Source organism: Micromonospora sp. NPDC047557 (genome assembly GCF_043205095.1).
GTDB lineage: Bacteria > Actinomycetota > Actinomycetes > Mycobacteriales > Micromonosporaceae > Micromonospora.
Window position 1 is genome coordinate 869,670 of sequence record NZ_JBIDDK010000001.1, and the last position, 18,113, is coordinate 887,782.

At 73.5% G+C, this 18,113-nt stretch carries 16 protein-coding genes; 7 read left to right on the forward strand and 9 right to left on the reverse strand.

What is annotated here, in order from left to right:
- Positions 1-59: 59 nt before the first annotated feature.
- The gene (locus tag ACGGAQ_RS04015; RefSeq protein WP_393044385.1) at positions 60-785 is read right to left on the reverse strand and encodes a carbonic anhydrase; all 726 of its coding nucleotides are present in this window, start codon (positions 783-785) and stop codon (positions 60-62) included.
- Between the two features lie 248 nt (positions 786-1,033).
- Between ACGGAQ_RS04015 and ACGGAQ_RS04020 the strand changes: the two genes are divergently transcribed.
- Entirely contained in the window at positions 1,034-1,363 is a 330-nt protein-coding gene (locus ACGGAQ_RS04020; RefSeq protein WP_354855544.1) for a MarR family winged helix-turn-helix transcriptional regulator, read from the forward strand.
- Between the two features lie 150 nt (positions 1,364-1,513).
- A complete protein-coding gene (gene mycP, locus ACGGAQ_RS04025) occupies positions 1,514-2,749 on the forward strand; it encodes a type VII secretion-associated serine protease mycosin (RefSeq protein WP_393044388.1) in 1,236 nt (411 codons plus the stop codon).
- 90 nt (positions 2,750-2,839) lie between these two features.
- Here the strand turns inward: mycP and ACGGAQ_RS04030 are convergent, their stop codons facing one another.
- From ACGGAQ_RS04030 to eccCa, 6 genes are all read right to left on the reverse strand, one after another.
- Positions 2,840-4,165: a WXG100 family type VII secretion target gene (locus ACGGAQ_RS04030; protein ID WP_393044389.1), complete on the reverse strand. Its 1,326-nt coding sequence runs from the start codon at positions 4,163-4,165 to the stop codon at positions 2,840-2,842.
- 18 nt (positions 4,166-4,183) lie between these two features.
- Complete coding sequence (locus ACGGAQ_RS04035) at positions 4,184-4,747, reverse strand: hypothetical protein (protein ID WP_393044390.1); 564 nt, start codon at positions 4,745-4,747, stop codon at positions 4,184-4,186.
- Positions 4,748-4,784: 37 nt separating this feature from the next.
- Positions 4,785-6,209 carry a S8 family serine peptidase gene (locus ACGGAQ_RS04040; RefSeq protein ID WP_393044391.1) on the reverse strand — a complete coding sequence of 475 codons (1,425 nt, stop codon included), beginning with the start codon at positions 6,207-6,209 and terminating at the stop codon, positions 4,785-4,787.
- Positions 6,210-6,328: 119 nt separating this feature from the next.
- On the reverse strand, positions 6,329-6,607 hold the full coding sequence (locus tag ACGGAQ_RS04045) for a WXG100 family type VII secretion target (RefSeq protein ID WP_354855539.1): 279 nt from the start codon (positions 6,605-6,607) through the stop codon (positions 6,329-6,331).
- A gap of 25 nt (positions 6,608-6,632) precedes the next feature.
- Entirely contained in the window at positions 6,633-6,941 is a 309-nt protein-coding gene (locus ACGGAQ_RS04050; protein ID WP_393044393.1) for a WXG100 family type VII secretion target, read from the reverse strand.
- A 278-nt stretch (positions 6,942-7,219) separates the two neighbouring features.
- Positions 7,220-11,182, reverse strand: coding sequence for a type VII secretion protein EccCa (gene eccCa / locus ACGGAQ_RS04055; protein ID WP_393044395.1), 3,963 nt, complete (start codon positions 11,180-11,182; stop codon positions 7,220-7,222).
- A 166-nt stretch (positions 11,183-11,348) separates the two neighbouring features.
- On the opposite strand from eccCa, the gene eccD reads away from it, so the two are divergent.
- Entirely contained in the window at positions 11,349-12,746 is a 1,398-nt protein-coding gene (gene eccD / locus ACGGAQ_RS04060; RefSeq protein WP_393044397.1) for a type VII secretion integral membrane protein EccD, read from the forward strand.
- Positions 12,747-12,768: 22 nt separating this feature from the next.
- On the opposite strand, the gene ACGGAQ_RS04065 is transcribed toward eccD, so the two are convergent.
- On the reverse strand, positions 12,769-13,956 hold the full coding sequence (locus ACGGAQ_RS04065) for a type VII secretion protein EccE (RefSeq protein ID WP_393044399.1): 1,188 nt from the start codon (positions 13,954-13,956) through the stop codon (positions 12,769-12,771).
- Positions 13,957-14,115: 159 nt separating this feature from the next.
- On the opposite strand from ACGGAQ_RS04065, the gene eccB reads away from it, so the two are divergent.
- From eccB to ACGGAQ_RS04080, 3 genes are all read left to right on the forward strand, one after another.
- Positions 14,116-15,642, forward strand: a complete 1,527-nt coding sequence (eccB, locus tag ACGGAQ_RS04070) for a type VII secretion protein EccB (protein ID WP_393044401.1) — start codon at positions 14,116-14,118, stop codon at positions 15,640-15,642.
- A gap of 87 nt (positions 15,643-15,729) precedes the next feature.
- Positions 15,730-16,098: a hypothetical protein gene (locus ACGGAQ_RS04075; protein ID WP_393044403.1), complete on the forward strand. Its 369-nt coding sequence runs from the start codon at positions 15,730-15,732 to the stop codon at positions 16,096-16,098.
- Positions 16,091-17,350 (forward strand): hypothetical protein, encoded by a 1,260-nt coding sequence (locus ACGGAQ_RS04080; protein WP_393044405.1) that lies wholly within the window; start codon positions 16,091-16,093, stop codon positions 17,348-17,350. The genes ACGGAQ_RS04075 and ACGGAQ_RS04080 overlap by 8 nt, the downstream gene beginning before the upstream one ends.
- 64 nt (positions 17,351-17,414) lie before the next feature.
- Here ACGGAQ_RS04080 and ACGGAQ_RS04085 read toward each other — a convergent pair whose 3' ends face one another.
- Positions 17,415-17,552 carry a hypothetical protein gene (locus tag ACGGAQ_RS04085; RefSeq protein WP_393044407.1) on the reverse strand — a complete coding sequence of 46 codons (138 nt, stop codon included), beginning with the start codon at positions 17,550-17,552 and terminating at the stop codon, positions 17,415-17,417.
- Positions 17,553-17,578: 26 nt separating this feature from the next.
- Between ACGGAQ_RS04085 and ACGGAQ_RS04090 the strand changes: the two genes are divergently transcribed.
- Positions 17,579-17,938: a hypothetical protein gene (locus tag ACGGAQ_RS04090; protein ID WP_393044409.1), complete on the forward strand. Its 360-nt coding sequence runs from the start codon at positions 17,579-17,581 to the stop codon at positions 17,936-17,938.
- Positions 17,939-18,113 lie beyond the last annotated feature (175 nt).

An 18,113-nucleotide genomic window follows, 5' to 3' on the forward strand; every position in this document is an offset into this window, starting at 1 on the left:
GCATCAGGCGGGGCGGCCCTCGTCGCGTCAGACGGCGGAAATCGCCGGGGCGGTCCGCGTCAGGCGGCGGAAGCTGCCGGGTCGTCCAAGGCGCCGGGCGTGTCGAACGTCGCGACACCCACCGGTACGGGGGTGACCGGGCGCACCGCACCGGCGGCGAGCCGGTACGACATGCCCACCACCGCACACCGCCCCTGCGCCACCTCGTCGGCCAGCACGGGCGACTGCCCGAGCAGCGTCTCGACGGTCTGCGCGATGTGGATGTCGACGATGCCGTCGATGTCGTCCACGCCCTCGGCGGTGGCACGTCGCAGGCTGGGCAGCACCGCGTCGACCACCGCGGGAAGGTGCCCCGGCGGCGCGACGCCGGTGGCGGCGGCCTCACGGGCGGCCTGCACGGCACCGCACGAGTCGTGGCCGAGGACCACCACCAGTGGCGTGCCGAGCACGGTCACCGCGTACTCCACGCTGCCCAGCACCTCCGGGCCCGCGGTGTGCCCGGCCGTACGGACCACGAAGAGGTCGCCCAGCCCCCGATCGAAGATGATCTCAGCCGCCAGGCGGGAGTCGGAGCAGCCCACGATCACCGCGAACGGGTGCTGCCCGTCGGCCACGGCGGCCCGGTGCCCGGCGTCCTGGTTGGGGTGGCGCGGCGCCCCGCTGACGAAGCGTCGGTTGCCCGCGGTCAGCTCGGCGTACGCTCGGGCCGGCTCGGTCGGCGTCGGCGCTCGATCGGCGGCCCGCTGCGGGCCCGGCTGCCCGCCAGGCGTACCGGAACGGCTCATCCCCGCACCTCGTCTCCACGCGTTTGACCTGCTCAAGAGGCTTTTCAGCCGGGCCGGCGGTGGGCGCTGGCTCGGGCTCCACGGTCACACGCACCGCAAGATGCGTCAAGATATGCGTGATTTAGATTTCATACGTTGACCCCCGAACCGGCCCTCCGGCCGTGGGGACCGGGCCGGTCCGTCGGCACCTGGCCCGACCCTCCGGCGGGCACGGAGGTGGGGCGGACAACCGGAGAGGCGGCTCCACCATGACGAGCGCGGCGACGGCCGGAGGCGGCCGGAACTGGACGTTCCTCACCAACCACGGGCATGTGCTGCTGGCCATCGCCCGTGATCCCACCGCGCGACTGCGCGACGTGGCGGCCGAGGTGGGCGTCACCGAACGGGCCGCCCAGGCGATCGTCGCCGACCTGGAGGCCGGCGGTTACCTGCATCGCACCCGGGTGGGGCGCCGCAACGAGTACACCCTGAACCCCGCCGGCCGGTTCCGGCACCCCGCCGAGGCCGACCGCCAGGTCGGCGACCTGCTCGCGCTGTTCGCCGAAGCACCCGCCGACGACGTCGCGTCCCGGCCCTGACCGGCGTCATCCCACGCCGGCTTCGAGCGGCGACCCGTTACCCGCCCTGACCGTCGTCATCGCCCCCCCCCGCTGAGCGACGTCATCGTTCCCGCCCGGAACGGCGTCGCCGGGCCGCTGCCCGACGCGGTGCAGCGGTAATCTCTGCGGGTGCGCGAATGCCTGCCGCCGAGCGCGACCGAGCCGTCCCGCCGTGTCGTCCGAGCTGTCCTCAGTGGAACGCTGGCGGCCCTGCTCGGCGCCGCCCTGGTGGTCCCCTCCTCCCCTGCGGTCGCGGCAGCGCCCACCTGCGGCCCGGCCGGCGAGGACGGTCTGGTGCAGATGCCGTGGGCGCTGCGAAGGGTGGATCCGGCCTCGGCGTGGCCGCTGTCCCGGGGTGCCGGGGTGACGGTCGCGGTCATCGACTCCGGGGTCTCCGCCATCCACCCGGCCCTGAAGGGTCAGGTGCTCGAGGGCCGCGACTTCAACAACCTGCCGGCCAACCGGGGGCAGTGTGACCTGGCCGGTCACGGCACGATGGTCGCCGGCATCATCGCCGGAAAGGACGGCACCGGGGTGCCGTTCAGCGGTATCGCCCCGGCGGCGCGCATCCTGCCCATCCGGGTCCTGCCGGACGCGAAGGGCACCAACGACGAGGGGCTGCCCGGGCAGATCGCCGCAGCCATCGACTGGGCGGTCGACAACGGCGCCGACGTGATCAACCTGTCCCTGGTGACCCTGCCCCGCCCCGAACTGGCACAGGCCGTCGAACGCGCCCTCGCCAAGCGGGTGGTGCTGGTCGCCGCCGCCGGCAACCGGCAGGAGACCCAGGAGGACAGGCCCGCCTACCCGGCGGCGTACCCCGGGGTGATCGCCGTCGGCGGCGTGGACGAGCAGGGCGGGCACGTGGGCACCTCGGTGAGCGGCACCTTCGTCGACGTCGCCGCGCCGGGACTGAACATCATCGGCCCGGCGCCGGGCGGATCCGGCTACCGTGCCGAGCCGACGGGTGGCACCAGCTTCGCCGCCGCGTACGTCTCGGGGGTGGCCGCGCTGGTTCGGGCCGCCTACCCGGATCTCACGCCGGAGCAGGTCGCCGACCGGTTGGAGCGGACGGCGGACAACCCGCCGCAGGGGCGCAACGCCGAGGTCGGCTACGGCGTGGTCAACCCGTACCGGGCGGTGTCGAGCCTGCTGGGCACCCGCACCAACCCGCCGGTCGACACGCTTGCCGCACCCGCCCCGGCGGCCGACCCGCTGAGCTGGCAGCGCACCGTCGCGATCTGGGCCGCCGCGGTGGGAGCTCTACTCGCCGTACTGCTGCTGATCACGCGACCGATCGTGGCGCGCGGCCGCCGACGCGGCTGGCGGCCGGGCCGACGTACCGACGAACCGGTCACCGGCTGAGCGGCTGGCACAGCCCCCGGGACGGTTGGTCCGTGGGACACGTCACGGCGCTGCTGCGGTCGACCACAGCAGCGCCGTGACGCGGAAAGCTCAGCGCAGGATGCCTGAGGTGCCACCGCTGTCGGCGCCCCACACGTCCTCGTCCTCCTCCAACCAGGTGTTGCGGGCGGTGTCCTCCTCGCCGTAGCCGGCACCGCCGCCCGTCCCAGCCACGCCACCGGCGCCGCGAGCACCCGCGCCCCGACCACCGGCCCCCGCGGCGCCACGCCCGGCACCGCCCCGACCGGCGCCGCCGCCACCGGCGACGCCACCCATACCGGGTGCCATGCCGCCGCCCAGCTTGCCGCCCGCGCCGAGTCGGCCACCGGCGCCCCGGCCACCGCCACGACCGGCACCCGCCGCGCCGCCGCCCATCATCGGGCCCATGCCCGGCGAGACCGCCCGGCCGAGCGCGCCGCCGCCCGCGAGAGCACCGGCGCTGCCGAGGCCGCCACCACCGCCGCTGCCGAGCCCGCCACCCGAGCCCAGGCCGCCGCCTCCGAGACCGGTGCTGAGACCGGGCGAACCGCCACCACCGGCACCCGCGAGGCCACTGCTGAACTCGTCGCCCGCACCGCCGACGCCCGGGACGCCACCGGTGCCCGGGTAGGTGCCCGTGCCGGAGTCGTACCCGCCGGAGAGGTCGGGATGGGCGCCGGACCCGCTGGGCAGGTTGCCGGTGCCCGGCATGTCGGTGGCGCCGATCGAGGGCGAGGCGCCCAGGCCGCCCCCGGGCGGGCCGCCGCCGAGCTTCGGCACGCCACCACCACCGCCACCACCACCGCCGCCGTTGCCCAGATTGGGAATCTCGGGCTTCGGACTTTGCGTATTGGGGCCGTGAGCATCACCCGGAGTGCCGGGCGCGATGGCCTGGTAGTCACCGCTCACCTGCTCGTAGACCCGGGCCGCGTCCTCCGACTGGTCGTTGATCCAGTCGGCGATCGCGGTCACCGGGTCGAACCAGCCCAGAAAGTCCGGCGAGACCTTCGCCTCGAAGAAGCCGACCCCGAGGGTCAGCTTGGCGTTACGCGCCTCCAGCACGTCGTTGACGCAGGTCGCCGGGACCGGGAAGTCCCGCTGGGCCGCAGTGAGCTTGTCGGCGGCGGTCTTGAGCGACTGGACGATGCCGCTGCCCTTCTCCGCGTCCGCCACGATCTGCCCGGTGTCCTTGGAGATCTGCTCGATGTGACCCTTGAACGCCTCGTACGCCGGACCCTTCCAGGTCGTGCCCAGGTCCTTGATGTTGGTGTCGAGGCTCTGCTTGACGTTGTTGAGATTCTTGATCAGCTGTTCCCAGCCGAGGGCGGCGCTCTCCACGTCACCCGGCCGGCCGTCGATGACGACCTTCTGGCACATCTCTTCCCAGCTCAGGCCCATCTGCCGTCCTCCCCCGTCCTAGCGTCCGTCGCCATTGCCGGCCACGTCGCCGAAGACACGCTGCATGTCGGCGGCGGACATCCTGTTCTGCTCCTCCGCCGTCTCGTAGTTCTGCTTCACCTGGCGCAGCGCCTCCGCCGCGTCGTACAGGCTCTGCGAGAGCTTGCGGACACCGGACTCGGTGCCCTGGTAGAGCCCCTGGTGCTTGGCGGCCAGCCGGGCCGCCCAGTCGAACCCCCCGAGCGGGCTCGGCTGGCCACCGGCCCCGCCCGCCACGCCGCTGGCCGCGCCACCCATCAGATCCTGGATGTCGACCATGTCGTAGGAGAGCTTGTTCAGGTACGCGGCATGGGTTTCCAGCCAGGTGATGGCCGAGTCCAGGCTGGTCGCGTCCCACTCGGTCTTGACGCCTGCCTCACCGGGCGCGGCGACGAGGCCCTTCGGCGCCGCGGCGTGGTCGACGTTGTCGATCTCCAAGCCGGTCAGGGCGAGGCCCGACGTCGGCATCCCGCCCACCGGGATCGGGATGTAGAGGTCGTCGTTCACGTACCGTTCCGGCTGCTTGGTCCTGTCGTCCGTCATCGGTCCCCTCCCCGAAACCCTGACTGGTGGTCTGCGCTCACTGCTGCTGTTGCGGGCCCGGCGGCGGCGGGCCCGAGCCCGGCCAGCCGGACGGGCCCGGCGCCGGAGCGGTCGGCGCGGGCGGATGACCCGACGCGGGATGGCCGGGCGGCGGGTACCCCTGTCCGGGCTGGCCCGGCGGCGGGCCGTACCCGGGGACGGGCTGCGGCGGCGGGCCGTAGGCCGGTGGCGGCTGGGCGGGCCAGCCGGGTGGCGGCATGCCGGGTACGCCGGGGTACGGGCCGACGGCGGCCGGCGGTGCGCGCCGCTTGCGGCGTCGCAGCACCACCAGCAGCACGATCAGCCCGATGATCGGCACGCCGAGGCAGAGTCCCACCTGGACGATCGCGCCGGCCTTGTTCGAGACGCCGAACTCGACCGCCGGGCCGTCGTCGTCCTTGCCGGGCCGGGCGGCCCCGCCGGAGCGGGTCGGACCGGCCGCCGCGCCCTCCAACAGCGGGTTCGCCGTCACGGCCGGCACCGATCGGGTCAGGGCGGCTATCGGGTCGACTCGGCCGAAGCCGAACTGCGGGTCCCGGCCGGCCGGACCGGCATCGCGTGCGGTCTCGATCAGACGGCTGATGACGTTGGGCGCATCGAGCTTCGGGTACTTCGAGCGCATCAGCGCCACCACACCGGACATGATGGCGGCCGCCGAACTGGTGCCGCTGGCCAGCGAGTAGCCGTTCGGCGAGACCGCCTTGGGCGCCGGGGCGATGATGCTCTCCATCGGACTCGCGATCACGATCTCCGGGCCCTGCACCGAGCCGGCGAAGAACCCGCCGCGCTTGTCGAACCCGGAGACGGCGATGACGCCCGGGATGTTGGCGGGTGAGGTGACCTGTCGGTCGCCCTGCTCGGTGTTGCCCGCCGAGGCGACCACCACGGCGTCCTTGCTCAGCGCGTAGTTGATGGCGTCCACGAGCTCCGGCTGAGCCGTCCCCTCGTCGCCGAGCGAGAGGTTGATGACGTCGGCGCCGTTGTCCGCAGCCCAACGGACTCCCAGGACCACGTCCTGGTTATCGAAATTGGCGCCCATCGAGACCGGGAGAATCTTCGCGGCCGGGGCGATGCCCAACTCGTGCATCGCGCCACCGCCGCGTCCCGCGACGATGCCGGCCATCGAGGTGCCGTGCCCCTTCACCTTGTCGTCGTCACGCCGGCCGTCCGGGGCGGCCGTGGCGTTGGTGCCGTGCCCCGCGAGCACCTGCCCGCGCAGGTCTGGATGACTGGCCTCGACCCCGGTGTCGACGACGGCGACCACGACACCCGCGCCCTTGGTGATCTTGTGCGCGGCGGGGATCTTGAGGTAGTCCAGGTACCACTGAAGGCCACGGACCGTGTCAGCGGCCCGAGCCGGCGTCGGCGCGACAGTCACCGCGGGCGCCAGCGCGGCGCACAGCGCCAGCACGGCCGCGCCCACGGCCCGTGTCGATCGGAAAGGCTTCCCCGTACGCATCGCTCTCCCAGTACCTCGCCGACGCCAACACAATGCGGCTCCGGCCCGGTCGAAGCCGGACCGGAGCCGCACTGGTGATTGTGTCAGCCCCACACCTTGGAGTTGCTCATCTCGGTGGAGACGTAGTTCTCGCGGGCGATGCCGACGGCACCACCGATCTCGTTCAGGATCCGGTTGATGTCCCGGACCGACGAGTCCCACTTCGCCTGGTGCTGCTCGTAGGCGGTCCGGTCCTCGCCCTCCCACTGCAGCTTGGACAGCATCGACCGCAGCGTGTCCAGCTTCTCGTCGATGGTCTTCGAGATGGCCTGCATCTGCTGGTTGCTGCTCTCGAGGACCGCGTAGTCAACCTTGATCGTCACGACTTCCTCCTCTGCTGGCTACGGATCACGGGTTGAGAGCAGAGTGGAACTTGTCCAGCATCTGCTGCTGCTCCTCGTCGTTGACCTGGTGCGTCGTACCCGACTTGTCGAGCAGGTCCGCGATGTTGTCCATCGCGGTCAGCAGACCTACGGTGTCCTCGTTCCAGCGAGTCATGAGCGACTGGAACCCCGTGGACGCCTGACCCTTCCACGCCATGGCCAGGTCGTCGACTACGTTCCACAGCTTCTTCAGCTCGCCGTCGACCTCGCTGCGCGTGGACCGCACGTCACTCGCGGCGGTATGCAGAGTCGCAGCTTCGACCTCGAACGCCATGCTTCACACCCTTCCGTCATGTTGTGGCGGCGGCTTTGCCGCGCCCCTCCCCCGCGGCAAGGCAGCAACACCCCACCGACGGACACTCCACCTGAGACCGTAGCGGAATCCGTCCAGCCATCGCAGCCCTGGCCGGCCGCGTTCGATGGATGGCGGTGAATCGCGTCGTTTGTGCGGCCCGTTCGGACGGGATTCCGACCCGAAGAGCCCCGCGACCACGCATCGCCATCCGTTGATTCCACACGGTCGGCTCCGCGAGCCCCGGTGTGACGGCTCAATCAGGCTGGCTCGGACCAGGCGGTCTGGATCAACTGCTGGCCGTCGCGGCGGCGGACGAGCGTGCCCCGACCGGGTGGCTGCGGGCTCGGACGCAGTGTGCCGAAGACCGCGCCCTCCTCCCGGTTGCCGGACATCAGCAGGCCGGGCGAGTCCAGCTCACGCAGCCGTTGCAGCACGGGCTCGTAGAGCGCCCGGGACACCCCGCCGACCCGACGTGTGACGATCAGGTGCAGACCGATGTCACGGGCCTGCGGCAGCAGCTCGTGCAGGGCACTCAGCGGGTTGCTGCCACCGGAGGCCACCAGGTCGTAGTCGTCCACCAGGATGTAGAGGTCCGGTCCCTTCCACCAGCTGCGGTCCCGCAGTTGGGCGGTGGTCACGTCCGGGCCGGGCAGCCGGTTGGACAGCGCGCTGCGGATCGAGCCGAGCCCCTGCGCGAACGCCTGGTTGGACGGCGCGTAGTCGAGCAGGTGATCGCCCTCCACCGCGCCGAGCAGCCCACGCCGGTAGTCGGCGATCACCAGCCGCGCCTGGGCCGGCGTGTACCGCTCGGTGATGCCCCGGGCGATCAGCCGCAGCAGGTTGGTCTTGCCGCACTCGGCGTCGCCGAAGACCGTCAGGTGCGGCTCGTTGGCCAGGTCCAGGTAGACCGGCGCGAGCGCGGACTCGTTGACGCCGATCGGCAGACCGGGGGCCGACCGGTCGATGATCCGGGCCAGCTCGGACACCGGCAGCCGGCGCGGCAGCAGCCGCACCTTCGGCGCCGGACGCCCCGGCCAGTTCGCCGCCACGTGCCCGGCGAGCGCGACCGACGCCTCGCTCAGATCCTCGATGTCGCGCCGACCGTCGATCCGCGAGATCGCGGTGAGGAAGTGCAGCTTGTCCCGGGTCAGGCCGCGACCGGGCGACTTCTCCGGCACGTTCATCGCCGAGCGCCGGTCGATCTCGGACTCCGCCGCGTCGCCCAGGCGCAACTCCAACTTGGTGCCGAGCAGATCGCGCATGTTGATCCGGATCTCCGCCCAGCGCACCGCCGTGAGCACCACGTGCACCCCGAAGCCCAGGCCCCGGTTGGCGAGCGTCGTGATGGTCTGCTCCAGCTCCTCGTAATCCTGGCGCAGGGTGTTCCAGCCGTCCACCACCAGGAACACGTCGCCGAACGGGTCGTCGGCGAACTCGCCGGCCGCCCGGCGACGGCGGTAGCTCGCCACCGAGTCGATGCCGTACTGGGCGAAGCGCATCTCCCGCTCGTCCAGCACCGCCACCACCTCGGCCACCGTGCGTCGCACCGCCTCGACGTCGCGTCGGCCGGCCACCCCCGCCATGTGCGGCAGGCGCTCCAGGCTGCGCAGCGCGCCACCGCCGAAGTCCAGGCAGAAGAACTGCACCTCGCGCGGCGTGTGGGTGAGCGCCAGCGAGGCCAGCAGCGACCGCAGCATGGTGCTCTTGCCGCTGAGCGAACCGCCGACGATGACCACGTTGCCGCCCGCTCCGGCCAGCTCGACCATCATCGGGTCGCGGCGCTGCTCGTACGGGCGGTCCACCACGCCAACCGGCACCGTGAGGCGACCCCGGCCCGGCCAGGACGCCGTGCACAACCCGTAGGTCGGGTCGACGGCCAGCGGACCGAGCAGCTCGCCCAGGCCCGGCGGTTCCGCCAGCGGCGGCAGCCACACCTGGTGCGCGGGCCGGCCCCGACCCTTGAGCTGGTCGATCAGGACGTCCAGCATCGCGACAGCCTTGCCGTCGGCCGGCTGCTCCGGCTCCGGCATGGCGTCCACCGACACCTGCGTGGCCTGCGCCGGGATGAAGCTGACGCCGTACGGCACGATCCGGCGCTGCACCAGGGCCTGCGACGCGGAGGCCTGCTGGCCGGGCGCCCGGTACGGCCCCGAGACGTACGCGGCCCGGAACCGCAGCATGGTGCTGGTGTCCGTCTTCAGGTAGCCGTGCCCGGGAGCGTTGGGCAGCTCGTAGGCGTCCGGCACGCCGAGCACGATCCGGCTCTCCACCGCCGAGAAGGTCCGCAGACCGATCCGGTACGACAGGTGGGTGTCCAGGCCGCGCAGCTTGCCCTCCTCCAGGCGCTGCGAGGCCAGCAACAGGTGCACGCCGAGCGACCGACCCAGCCGACCGATCATCACGAACAGGTCGATGAAGTCCGGCTTCGCGGCCAGCAACTCGCTGAACTCGTCACAAATGATCAACAAGCTCGGCATCGGCGCCAACGGCTCACCGGCCGCCCGGGCCTTCTCGTACTCGAACCGGGACACGTAGTTGCCCGCCGCGCGCAGCAACTCCTGCCGGCGCACCATCTCACCGGCCAGCGCGTCGCGCATCCGGTCGACCAACGGCAGCTCGTCGGCCAGGTTGGTGATCACCGCGCTGGTGTGCGGCAACGCCTCCAGGGAGGCGAACGTCGCGCCGCCCTTGAAGTCGACCAGGACGAAGTTCAGCTCCTCCGACGAGTGGGTCACCGCCAGCGCCGCCACCACCGTACGGAGCAGCTCGCTCTTGCCCGAGCCGGTCGCGCCGATGACCAGGCCGTGCGGGCCCATACCCTCGTGCGCCGACTCCTTGAAGTCGAGTTCGACGACGTTGCCGTCCGGGCCGACGCCGAGCGGGATGCGCAGCCGGTCCCGGTGACCGCGCGGCCGCCAGGTCTGGTGCACGTCCACGGCGGCGGCGTCACCGACGCCGAGCAGGTCGGGCAGCTCCGTGCTGCGGGCCAGCGGCTCCTCGTTACTGGTCTGCTGCTGCGACAGCCGGTACGGCGCGATCTGCCGGGCCAGCCCTTCGGCGGCCTCGGCGGTGAGCCGGTCGGGTCGTCCGAGCCGCGACGACGAGCTGCCCCGGATCAGGTCGAGGGTGGTGCCGTCGCCCACGTCCAGGCAGAGCAGCCAGCGGCCGGCGTCGCGCGGCACCGTCCCGGAGAGGTCGATCAGGGTGACGCCGAGCAGCCCCTGGCCCACCAGCTGGCAGGTCGGGGAGATCTCGCCACCGTCGACCACCACGACCACGTGTGGCGCGGTGGTCAGCGGCTTGGCCTCGGCGGCGAACCGGGGTCGCCCGGCCAGCTCGGCCGCGAGAGACTCCTCGGCCTCGGCCAGGCTGGCGAAGACCAGCCGGCGCGCGCCGGCCGCGTCCGTCCGGCCGCTGTGGTGAGCGTGGGGAAGCCACTTCACCCAGTTCCAGGCCGCCTGCCGGTCGGGCGCGGCGACCACGGCGACGACCAGGTCGTCCGGGGCGTGGAACGTCGCCAGTTGGCCCAGGGCCGCCCGGGTCAGGTCGAGCACGGGATCGCGGTCGCCGCGCAGCACCACCCGGCTGAACGCGCGCACCGACAGCGCGGTCGGCAGCTCGGGCACAGTGGAGTGTGCGCGAACGAACCGACGCAGCGCGATGGCGCTCATCGGCTCCAGGTCCTCGACCGGCTTGGTCTCCGGGGGGACGATCTCCACGGCCAGCCGCTGCGGGCCGAGCGCGATCCTGGTCTCACCGAAGTCGGGCTCGGTGATCCGCCGCTCCCAGAGCCGGCGGGACGCCGCGATCGACCAGAGCGCGTCGGGCTCGGGGTGCCGCCAGTTCATCGCGTCCCGCTGCTGGGCCGCCGCCCGCCGGGTGCGCTTGCGCATCTGCGCCAGGTAACGCATGTAGTCGCGGCGGTCCGCGTTCAGCTCGGCCTTGTCGTTGCCACCGTTGCTGAGCGAGCCGATGGCCATGCCGAGCATCGAGACGCCGAACAGGCCGCCCGCGACGTACGTCATCATGCCGCCACCCCGGCCGGCGTAGAGGAACGCCATCGCACCGACACCGCAGACCATCGGCAGGATCATGAGCAGTTGCCCCATCCCGCGGGGCGTTTGTTCGGGCAGCTCGGGCGGGGACTCCAGCAGCACCTCACCTCGCGGCAGGGCCGGCCCCGGCTGGCGCGGAGGTCGGCGGAACACGACCGTGCTCACGGCTGTCTCCTCCCCAGAAGCGGCCCTGCTGTCGTGCCGGCGCGGCCCGAAGCCCGCGGGTGGGCACTGTACGTGCCCGTCATCGTAGGTAATCTCCCGTGGGCGCGGTGCACCCGCACCGCGGGACCCCGGCCCGCCGATCGTAGATGGACACCAGGAGGCCACTGTGGCGACGAAGACGGCGACCGGTGGTCTGAGCCGGATCACCATTGTGGCCCCCCGTACCCGGATGGATCTGGCCCTGCCGTCGGACGTGCCGATGGCGGACCTTCTGCCCACCCTGCTGCGCTACGCCGGGGAGGACCTGGCCGACGACGGGGTGCGGCACGGCGGCTGGGCGCTGTCCCGCCTGGGTGGCGCACCGCTGGACGGTGGCCGTACGGCCGCGCAGCTCGGTGTCCGCGACGGCGAGGTGTTGTACTTCAACCCCCGGTCCGCCTCCGCGCCGGAGGTCGTCTTCGACGACGTGGTGGACGCGGTCGCCACCGCGACCACCCAGCGGCCGGGTTCCTGGCAGGTCGGGGCGACCCGATCGTTCGCGGTGCTGTTCGCCGCGGCGGCATTCGGCGCCGGCGCCCTGGCCGCCCTGTTCACCGGCCCTCCCCACCTGCCCGGCGCGCTGGCCGCCCTGCTGGTCGCGGTGGCGCTGCTGGTCGGCGCGGCGGTGCTCGCCCGGGCCGCGGGTGACAGCGGGACGGGCTCGGTGCTGGCGATGGTCGGGCTGGTGCACGCGGGCACCGGTGGCCTGCTGCTGCTCGCCGGTGACCGGAAGCTGACCGAGCTGGCCAGCCCGCACGTCCTGCTCGCGGCGACCGCCGTGGTGGTCGCCGGGGCGGTGGCCGTGCTGGCCGTCGGTGACCGGTACCCCCTCTTCTTCGCCGCGATCGGGGTCGGCGCGGGGACGGGTCTGGGTGCGCTGCTCAGCCTGGCCCTCCGCATCGACGCCGCGGCCGGGGCCGCGGTGGTGGCGGCGGTGGCGTTCGGCGTGGTGCCGGCGCTGCCGATGGTGGCCTACCGGCTGGCCCGGCTGCCGGTGCCGTCGATCCCGACCGGCCCAGACGACCTGAAGACCGACAGCGAGTCGGTGGACGGGCGGCAGGTGCTGGAGCGGAGCGACCGGGCCGACCAGTTCCTCACCGGTCTGTTGTGGACGGTCTCGGTGCTGGTGCTCGGCGCGCAGCTCGTGCTGGCCCTGGACGGCCGCCTGCCGGCGGTGCTGCTCTGCCTGGTGCTGGCCCTGCTGTCGTTGCTGCGGGCGCGTCCGCTCCTGGGTCGGGCCCAGCGCGTTCCGGTGCTGCTCGCCGGCACCGTCGGACTGGGCCTGGCCGCCGCGGCGACCTTCGCCGGTGGATCGCTTCCGGTCCGGCTCGGCCTGATCCTCGGTGGCCTGCTGCTGGCGGCCGTGGTCAGCCTGATCTACGGCCTGACCGTCGCCGGCAAGCGCATCTCGCCGGTGTGGGGCCGGTTGCTCGACATCGTCGAGATCATGCTGATCATCGCGCTGGTGCCGCTCGCCGTCTGGGTCTGCGGCCTGTACGGCTGGATCGTCAACCTGCGGCCCTGACCGGGGAGGCTCCAGCGCTCCGTCAGCGGGGTTGCCGACGACCGGCGCCGCCCAGCGCCGACGCGACCGGCGCGCTGGCGTAGACGCCCGGGCCGTGCTGCCCGTCCATCAACCGGGCCGGCGTGCCGGCGCGGTGCGCGACGTCCCGGACGACCTTGACCAGCGCCTCGACGTGGTTGTCCATCGCCGCGACCCGGAGCATCGGCGCGGCCATGCGCCCGTCGGGCGACACCGCCGCGGCCACCGTGTGCGAGGGGGCCGACGTGGCGGTGATCGCGTCCACCAGCGGGCCCAGCGGCGCGTCCGGGCGGCCCCGCAGGGTCAGGCAGCGGTGCGTCCAGCCGCCGCCGCGCAGCCCCCGCCAGCTCTCCGTCGGCGGCTCCGGCACCAGGTCCAGCCCGGCGGCCGACACCACGGCGGCGCGCAGCTCGTCGCGACCCAGCGGGCGGTGGGCCAACCCGGCCGCCGTCAGCGCCTTGCCCAACCGGCCGATTCCGGCGGCCAGCGTCCGGTGGACACCGGGCAGCCCGCCGCCCCGGCTCACCGTCTCGACCCGTGCGTCGTGGACCGTGAGCCGCAGCGCCACCCAGACGGTCCGGTGCGCCGCTGGCGGAGCACCGGGAGCCGGGTACCAGACCAGGGTGTGCGCGACCACCTGGGCCCTGGACACCGGGGCCGAGAAGTCGGCGAGGACCCGCAACGCGCGGTCCACGGTCGCCGCGTCCACCGAACCGACCGTGGCGCCGGTGACCGGTTGCAGCGCGACGGCGGCGAACCAGCCCTGCTCGTCCTGCCCGATGCCGAGCCGGGTGCCCCGGTCGGTCAACTCGATGACGCTCAGCTCGGGTGCGAGCGCGGCCAGCCGGGGGTCCACGGCGGTCCCGCCGGCCAGCGCGGCCGCCGCCCGTTCGCGGCGGTGGCGCAGCCGGCGACGCAGCAGCACGTCGTCGAACCACCAGCGACCGCCACGGCGGGCGAACGCGGCCACCACGACCGCGACCGCCAGGGCGGCGACCGTGGCGAGCAGCCAGCTCGGCCCGGCCGTCGCGGCCCAGACGGCGAGGGCACACACCTCGAGTACGACGAGCTGGCCGACCAGCACCGGACCGATGCGACCCCGACCCGCCCGATCGGCCGCCGGGGTGGCCCGTACCGGGACGTCGGACGGCCTCGTGACCGCTCGGGCGGGTGGCGCCTGAACCTGCGTCATCGCTGACTGTCCCTCCTGGACGGTACGACTCTGCGCCGGGTCGGCCCGGCACCGATCCGGCGGCGGCCCCGAGGACCCGCCGTCGGCCCCTTATCGTAGGGAAGCCCGCGACGGCACCCCGAGGACATCGTCGCGGATCCACCCCGCCGGAGGTAAGTCATGCGGACCCGCCGCGATCAGGTGCAGGCGTACCGCTTCGTCACCCGTCGGATCGTCTCCGCGCTCGTGTCGGGCGATCCGGAGACGACCAACCTGCCGATGCGACGGCTCGGCATGGCGGTCTTCGGCAGTGTGATCGCCGCGGCGGTGGTGCTCGGCGGCGTGGGCGCGTACGGCCAGTTGACCGGGAACACCGCGCCGCTGGAAGAGAACACCCTGGTCATCGAGCGGGAGACCGGCGCGACGTACGTGTTCGCCGAGGGACAGCTGCATCCGACGCTCAACTACGCCTCGGCACGGCTGATCCTCAACGAGCCCGACCCCACGGTGCGCACCATGTCGCAGGCGGCGCTGCGCGACCGACCCCGGGGGCACACCGTCGGCATCGTCGGCGCGCCCGACGCGTTGCCGGACCGCAAGTCGTTGACCGGCCTGCCGTGGTCCGTCTGCGACGTGCCCGACGCGGCCGACCCGCGCCACTCCACCACCCGCGTCGTGATCGACCGCGCGCTGCCCGGCGGTGCGCCGCTCGGTGACCGGGCGGTGCTGGTCACCGTGGACGGTCAGCGGCACCTGCTCACCGGCAACTCCCGGCTCGAGGTGCGCGGCGGTGACCAGGCGGTCGCGGCGCTGCGGATGACCGGCACGGCGCCGCTGCCGGTCGGGCAGCAGCTGCTCAACGCCGTGCCGGCCGGGCCGCCGCTACGCAAGCCGTCGCTGCCCGGAATGGGCGACCGCAGCGGGCTGAGCGTCGCCGGCCGACCCGCCACCATCGGTCAGGTCTTCCAGGCGGCGGGGCAGCACTACGTGCTCGCGCGGGAGGGTCTCGTCTCGATCAGTGAGATCACTGCCCTGCTGCTCATCAGTGGCGGCGGTCAGATCACCGACATCACGCCGGACCAGGCCGGTCGGCTGTTGACCGAGCAGCGGGTGGACGCGGAGGGAATGCCCCGGACGCTGCCCACCCTGTACCAGGCCCGGGCCGGACAGACGCTGCTCTGCGCGACGTACCGGGCCGGCAGCGCCGGTGGTCCCCCGACCACCACGCTGGAGGTCTTCGACCGGGCTCCGGCCGAGTTGACGGCGGACGAGCCCGGCTCGGTGCCGGTGCGCCAGACCAACCGGGACGCGGTGCGCACGGCCGAGTCGGTGCTGCTGCCCGGCGGCAAGGGCGTACTGGCCCAGGCCGCGCCCGGCGCCGGCACCAGTGGGTCCGGTGCCGCCGGCGCGACGGTCTACCTGATCAGCCCGCAGGGTGTCCGGTACCCGCTCGGTTCCGCCGAGACGCTGGGGGCGCTCGGCTACGAAGGGGTCACCCCGCTGGCGGTGCCCGGCTCGCTGCTCGCGTTGATCCCGACCGGGCCCACCCTGGACCGGGAGGACGCGCTCGCGCAGTTCGCACCCGGTGACGAGCCGGCGTCCGCGTCCGTGCCGCAGCCGACGTCGTCCACTACGGCCACGGGCGCCCCGGCGAGTGGCGGCACGGGCGGTGGGCTGCCCGGGGCATCGACCGGCGCCGACGGCTGAGGCGTTCGGACGGGTCGCCCCGGGTCGCGGCAGTGGACTAACCTGGGTTCGCTGACGGTTGTCAACCAGAACGACGGGGATTTTGCCATGACCGGGCGTACGGAAGTCGACCTGCTGTCCCTTGAGGACTTCCACCAGCACCTGACGTCGCGGCTCAGTCAGGCCGAGTCGGTGCTGCGCAAGCTCAACACCGAGATGCAGTGCAGTCCACCGGCGTTGGGCTCGTTCACCGACGCCACCCAGAATTCGCGCCGCTACAGCGAGGTCCACCAGTCGTACGTGGATCAGGCCGAGCGGCTCCGGCAGGCGGTGCAGGCGGCGCAGCAGGCGACAAGCACCATCCTGGCCAACTACCGCACCGCCGAGGCGCGTAACGCGGCCAACGCCACCGACATCACGGCTGCGCTGACCGGTGTCGACCGGGCGTTGCAGCCGAAGGGGGACGGCAGTGTCTGAGTACACCCAGCGCTACCAGGACAAGAGCCACCGCGAGCTGTACGACGCGGTGATGGCCGGCAAGCCGGAGCAGATCGAGGGGATCGCCGCCCAGTGGGCCGCCCTCAAGGGCATCCTGGACGGCCTCGGCCGGGAGCTGAGCGGCGACCTGGAGAAGCTCGGCAACACCTGGACCGGCCCGGCGGGTCGGGAGTTCCAGCGCCGGCTGACGCTGATCGTCGATCACTCCGACGCGCTGGGCGAGGGCATGGCCGGCATCAAGCAGGGCCTCACCATGATGGCCAGCCAGCTGCGCACCGCGCACAAGCAGGCCGAGAGCCCGGAAGAGACCGACGACAACGACCAGGCCATCTCGGGCGCGCTCAAGGGTGCCGCCTTCGGCCTGCCCGGTGCCGTGGTCGGGGGCATCATGGGCCACCAGCAGGACAAGGAAGAGCAGGAGAAGGCCCACCAGCGGATGGTGAACGTGGTGGCCGAGCTGGCCGCCGGCTACGACCTCTCCGCCTACGACCGGGTGGTCGACCCGCCCCACCCCCACCCGGAGACTCCGCACACGACCAACCAGGACCGGCCGACGCCGCGCAGCGGCCCGGCCACCACGACGCCGTCGGCAGCTCCGACCGCCACCGGCCTGACCGCGCACACCGGTGGCGCGACAGTCGCGACGCCCGACGGGGTGGCACCTCCGCCGGCCGGCGGGGGCGATTCCGTCCCCGGCCAGGACGGTGGCACCTCGGTCGTCGCCATCGGGCCGGAGGGCACCGGTAGCGACCCCGAGGGCAGCACCACCTCCCTCGCCAGCGCGGACCCGCTGCTCGGCGGGGCCCTGCTCACCGGCGGGGCGGCCGGGCTGACCACCACCGTGGCTGCCAGCGCCTCGGGCGGGCCGGGCCTGCTCTTCGGAGCGCCGGCCGGTGGGGTGCTGCGCACCTCCGCGCTCGCCGGGTCGAGCAGCACGCCCACCACGGCGGCCCGGCCGACCGGCGGCGCCGCCGCCGCCGAGAGCCGGTCCGCCAGTGGCGTCGGGCGGAGCATCGACGGCCGCCGCGGTGAGTCCGGTCGGTCGGCCGCGGGTGGGCGCCAGGGTCTGACGGGCAACGGCCGGGGCGCCAACCGCCCCGGGGTGCTCGGCGGGCACGGTCGCCCCGAGGACGACGAGTCCGACGAGCGGCTGACCTGGCTGACCGAGGACGAGATGGTGTGGCAGGACGGCGGGGACGCCGCGCCGCCGGTGCTCGGCACCGCCGGCTGACCCGCCGACGGCGCCCGGCGCCGCACGAGACCCGAGTGACCCCTGCCGCCTGCTGCGGCGGGGGTCACCGTGGTTCGGCCCCCGGACCCCGCACCCGGACCCGGACCCGGACCCGGAGCCGGTGCGGCCGCAGGTCAGCACCGTCCACAGTGTCGACGGTGGTGGCGGTCACCCCCATTCGCCCGCTGTCGTGCTGCGCCATGCCGAGTCGGACGATAGGTTGGTCGGGTGTCGTCCGCAGCCCTGGTCCGCCCCGCCCGGTGGGCCGTGCTGTGGTCACTGCGGGAGCTGACCCGGCTGGCGGTCACCGCGCTGGTGCTCGCGGTCGGCCTCGGCGGCGCGCTCGCCGCCACCCCGCCGTCCGCTCAGGCGCAGCTGCGGCCCAGCGCCGTGAGCAGCCGGGTGGACGCCGTTCAGCCGGAGGCCGTCGCGGCCACCGAGCGGACGAGCCAGCCGGCCGCGCCCCGGCCGAGCAGCGACGCCATCGTGGCCGCGCCGACCGGCCCGGTCCTGACGGGCGCGGAGCACACGCCGGCCGTTGAGCCCGGCCGCGGCACCCCGCCCCGACGCGGCCCTCCCACCAGCTGATCTCAGGCCGTCAGGCCACCCGACGCTCGCTGTGACCCGGCTCCGGGTCGTGCGTCCGGGTGTTCGGGTCGCCGCCACCGGCGCTACCCGCAGCCAGACCCGATCCGGCTCACGAGATCCCGCCCAGCGGGGATCGGCCGAGCCGGGCGGCCATCCGCAGCTCACCCCGACCACT

Excerpts from the sequence above, each read along its gene's own strand:
- ACGGAQ_RS04015 (WP_393044385.1), bottom strand. The coding sequence starts at position 785 with ATGAGCCGTTCCGGTACGCCTGGCGGGCAGCCGGGCCCGCAGCGGGCC.
- ACGGAQ_RS04020 (WP_354855544.1), top strand. The coding sequence starts at position 1,034 with ATGACGAGCGCGGCGACGGCCGGAGGCGGCCGGAACTGGACGTTCCTC.
- ACGGAQ_RS04030 (WP_393044389.1), bottom strand. The coding sequence starts at position 4,165 with ATGGGCCTGAGCTGGGAAGAGATGTGCCAGAAGGTCGTCATCGACGGC.
- ACGGAQ_RS04035 (WP_393044390.1), bottom strand. The coding sequence starts at position 4,747 with ATGACGGACGACAGGACCAAGCAGCCGGAACGGTACGTGAACGACGAC.
- ACGGAQ_RS04050 (WP_393044393.1), bottom strand. The coding sequence starts at position 6,941 with ATGGCGTTCGAGGTCGAAGCTGCGACTCTGCATACCGCCGCGAGTGAC.
- ACGGAQ_RS04065 (WP_393044399.1), bottom strand. The coding sequence starts at position 13,956 with ATGACGCAGGTTCAGGCGCCACCCGCCCGAGCGGTCACGAGGCCGTCC.
- eccB (WP_393044401.1), top strand. The coding sequence starts at position 14,116 with ATGCGGACCCGCCGCGATCAGGTGCAGGCGTACCGCTTCGTCACCCGT.
- ACGGAQ_RS04075 (WP_393044403.1), top strand. The coding sequence starts at position 15,730 with ATGACCGGGCGTACGGAAGTCGACCTGCTGTCCCTTGAGGACTTCCAC.
- ACGGAQ_RS04085 (WP_393044407.1), bottom strand. The coding sequence starts at position 17,552 with ATGGCGCAGCACGACAGCGGGCGAATGGGGGTGACCGCCACCACCGTC.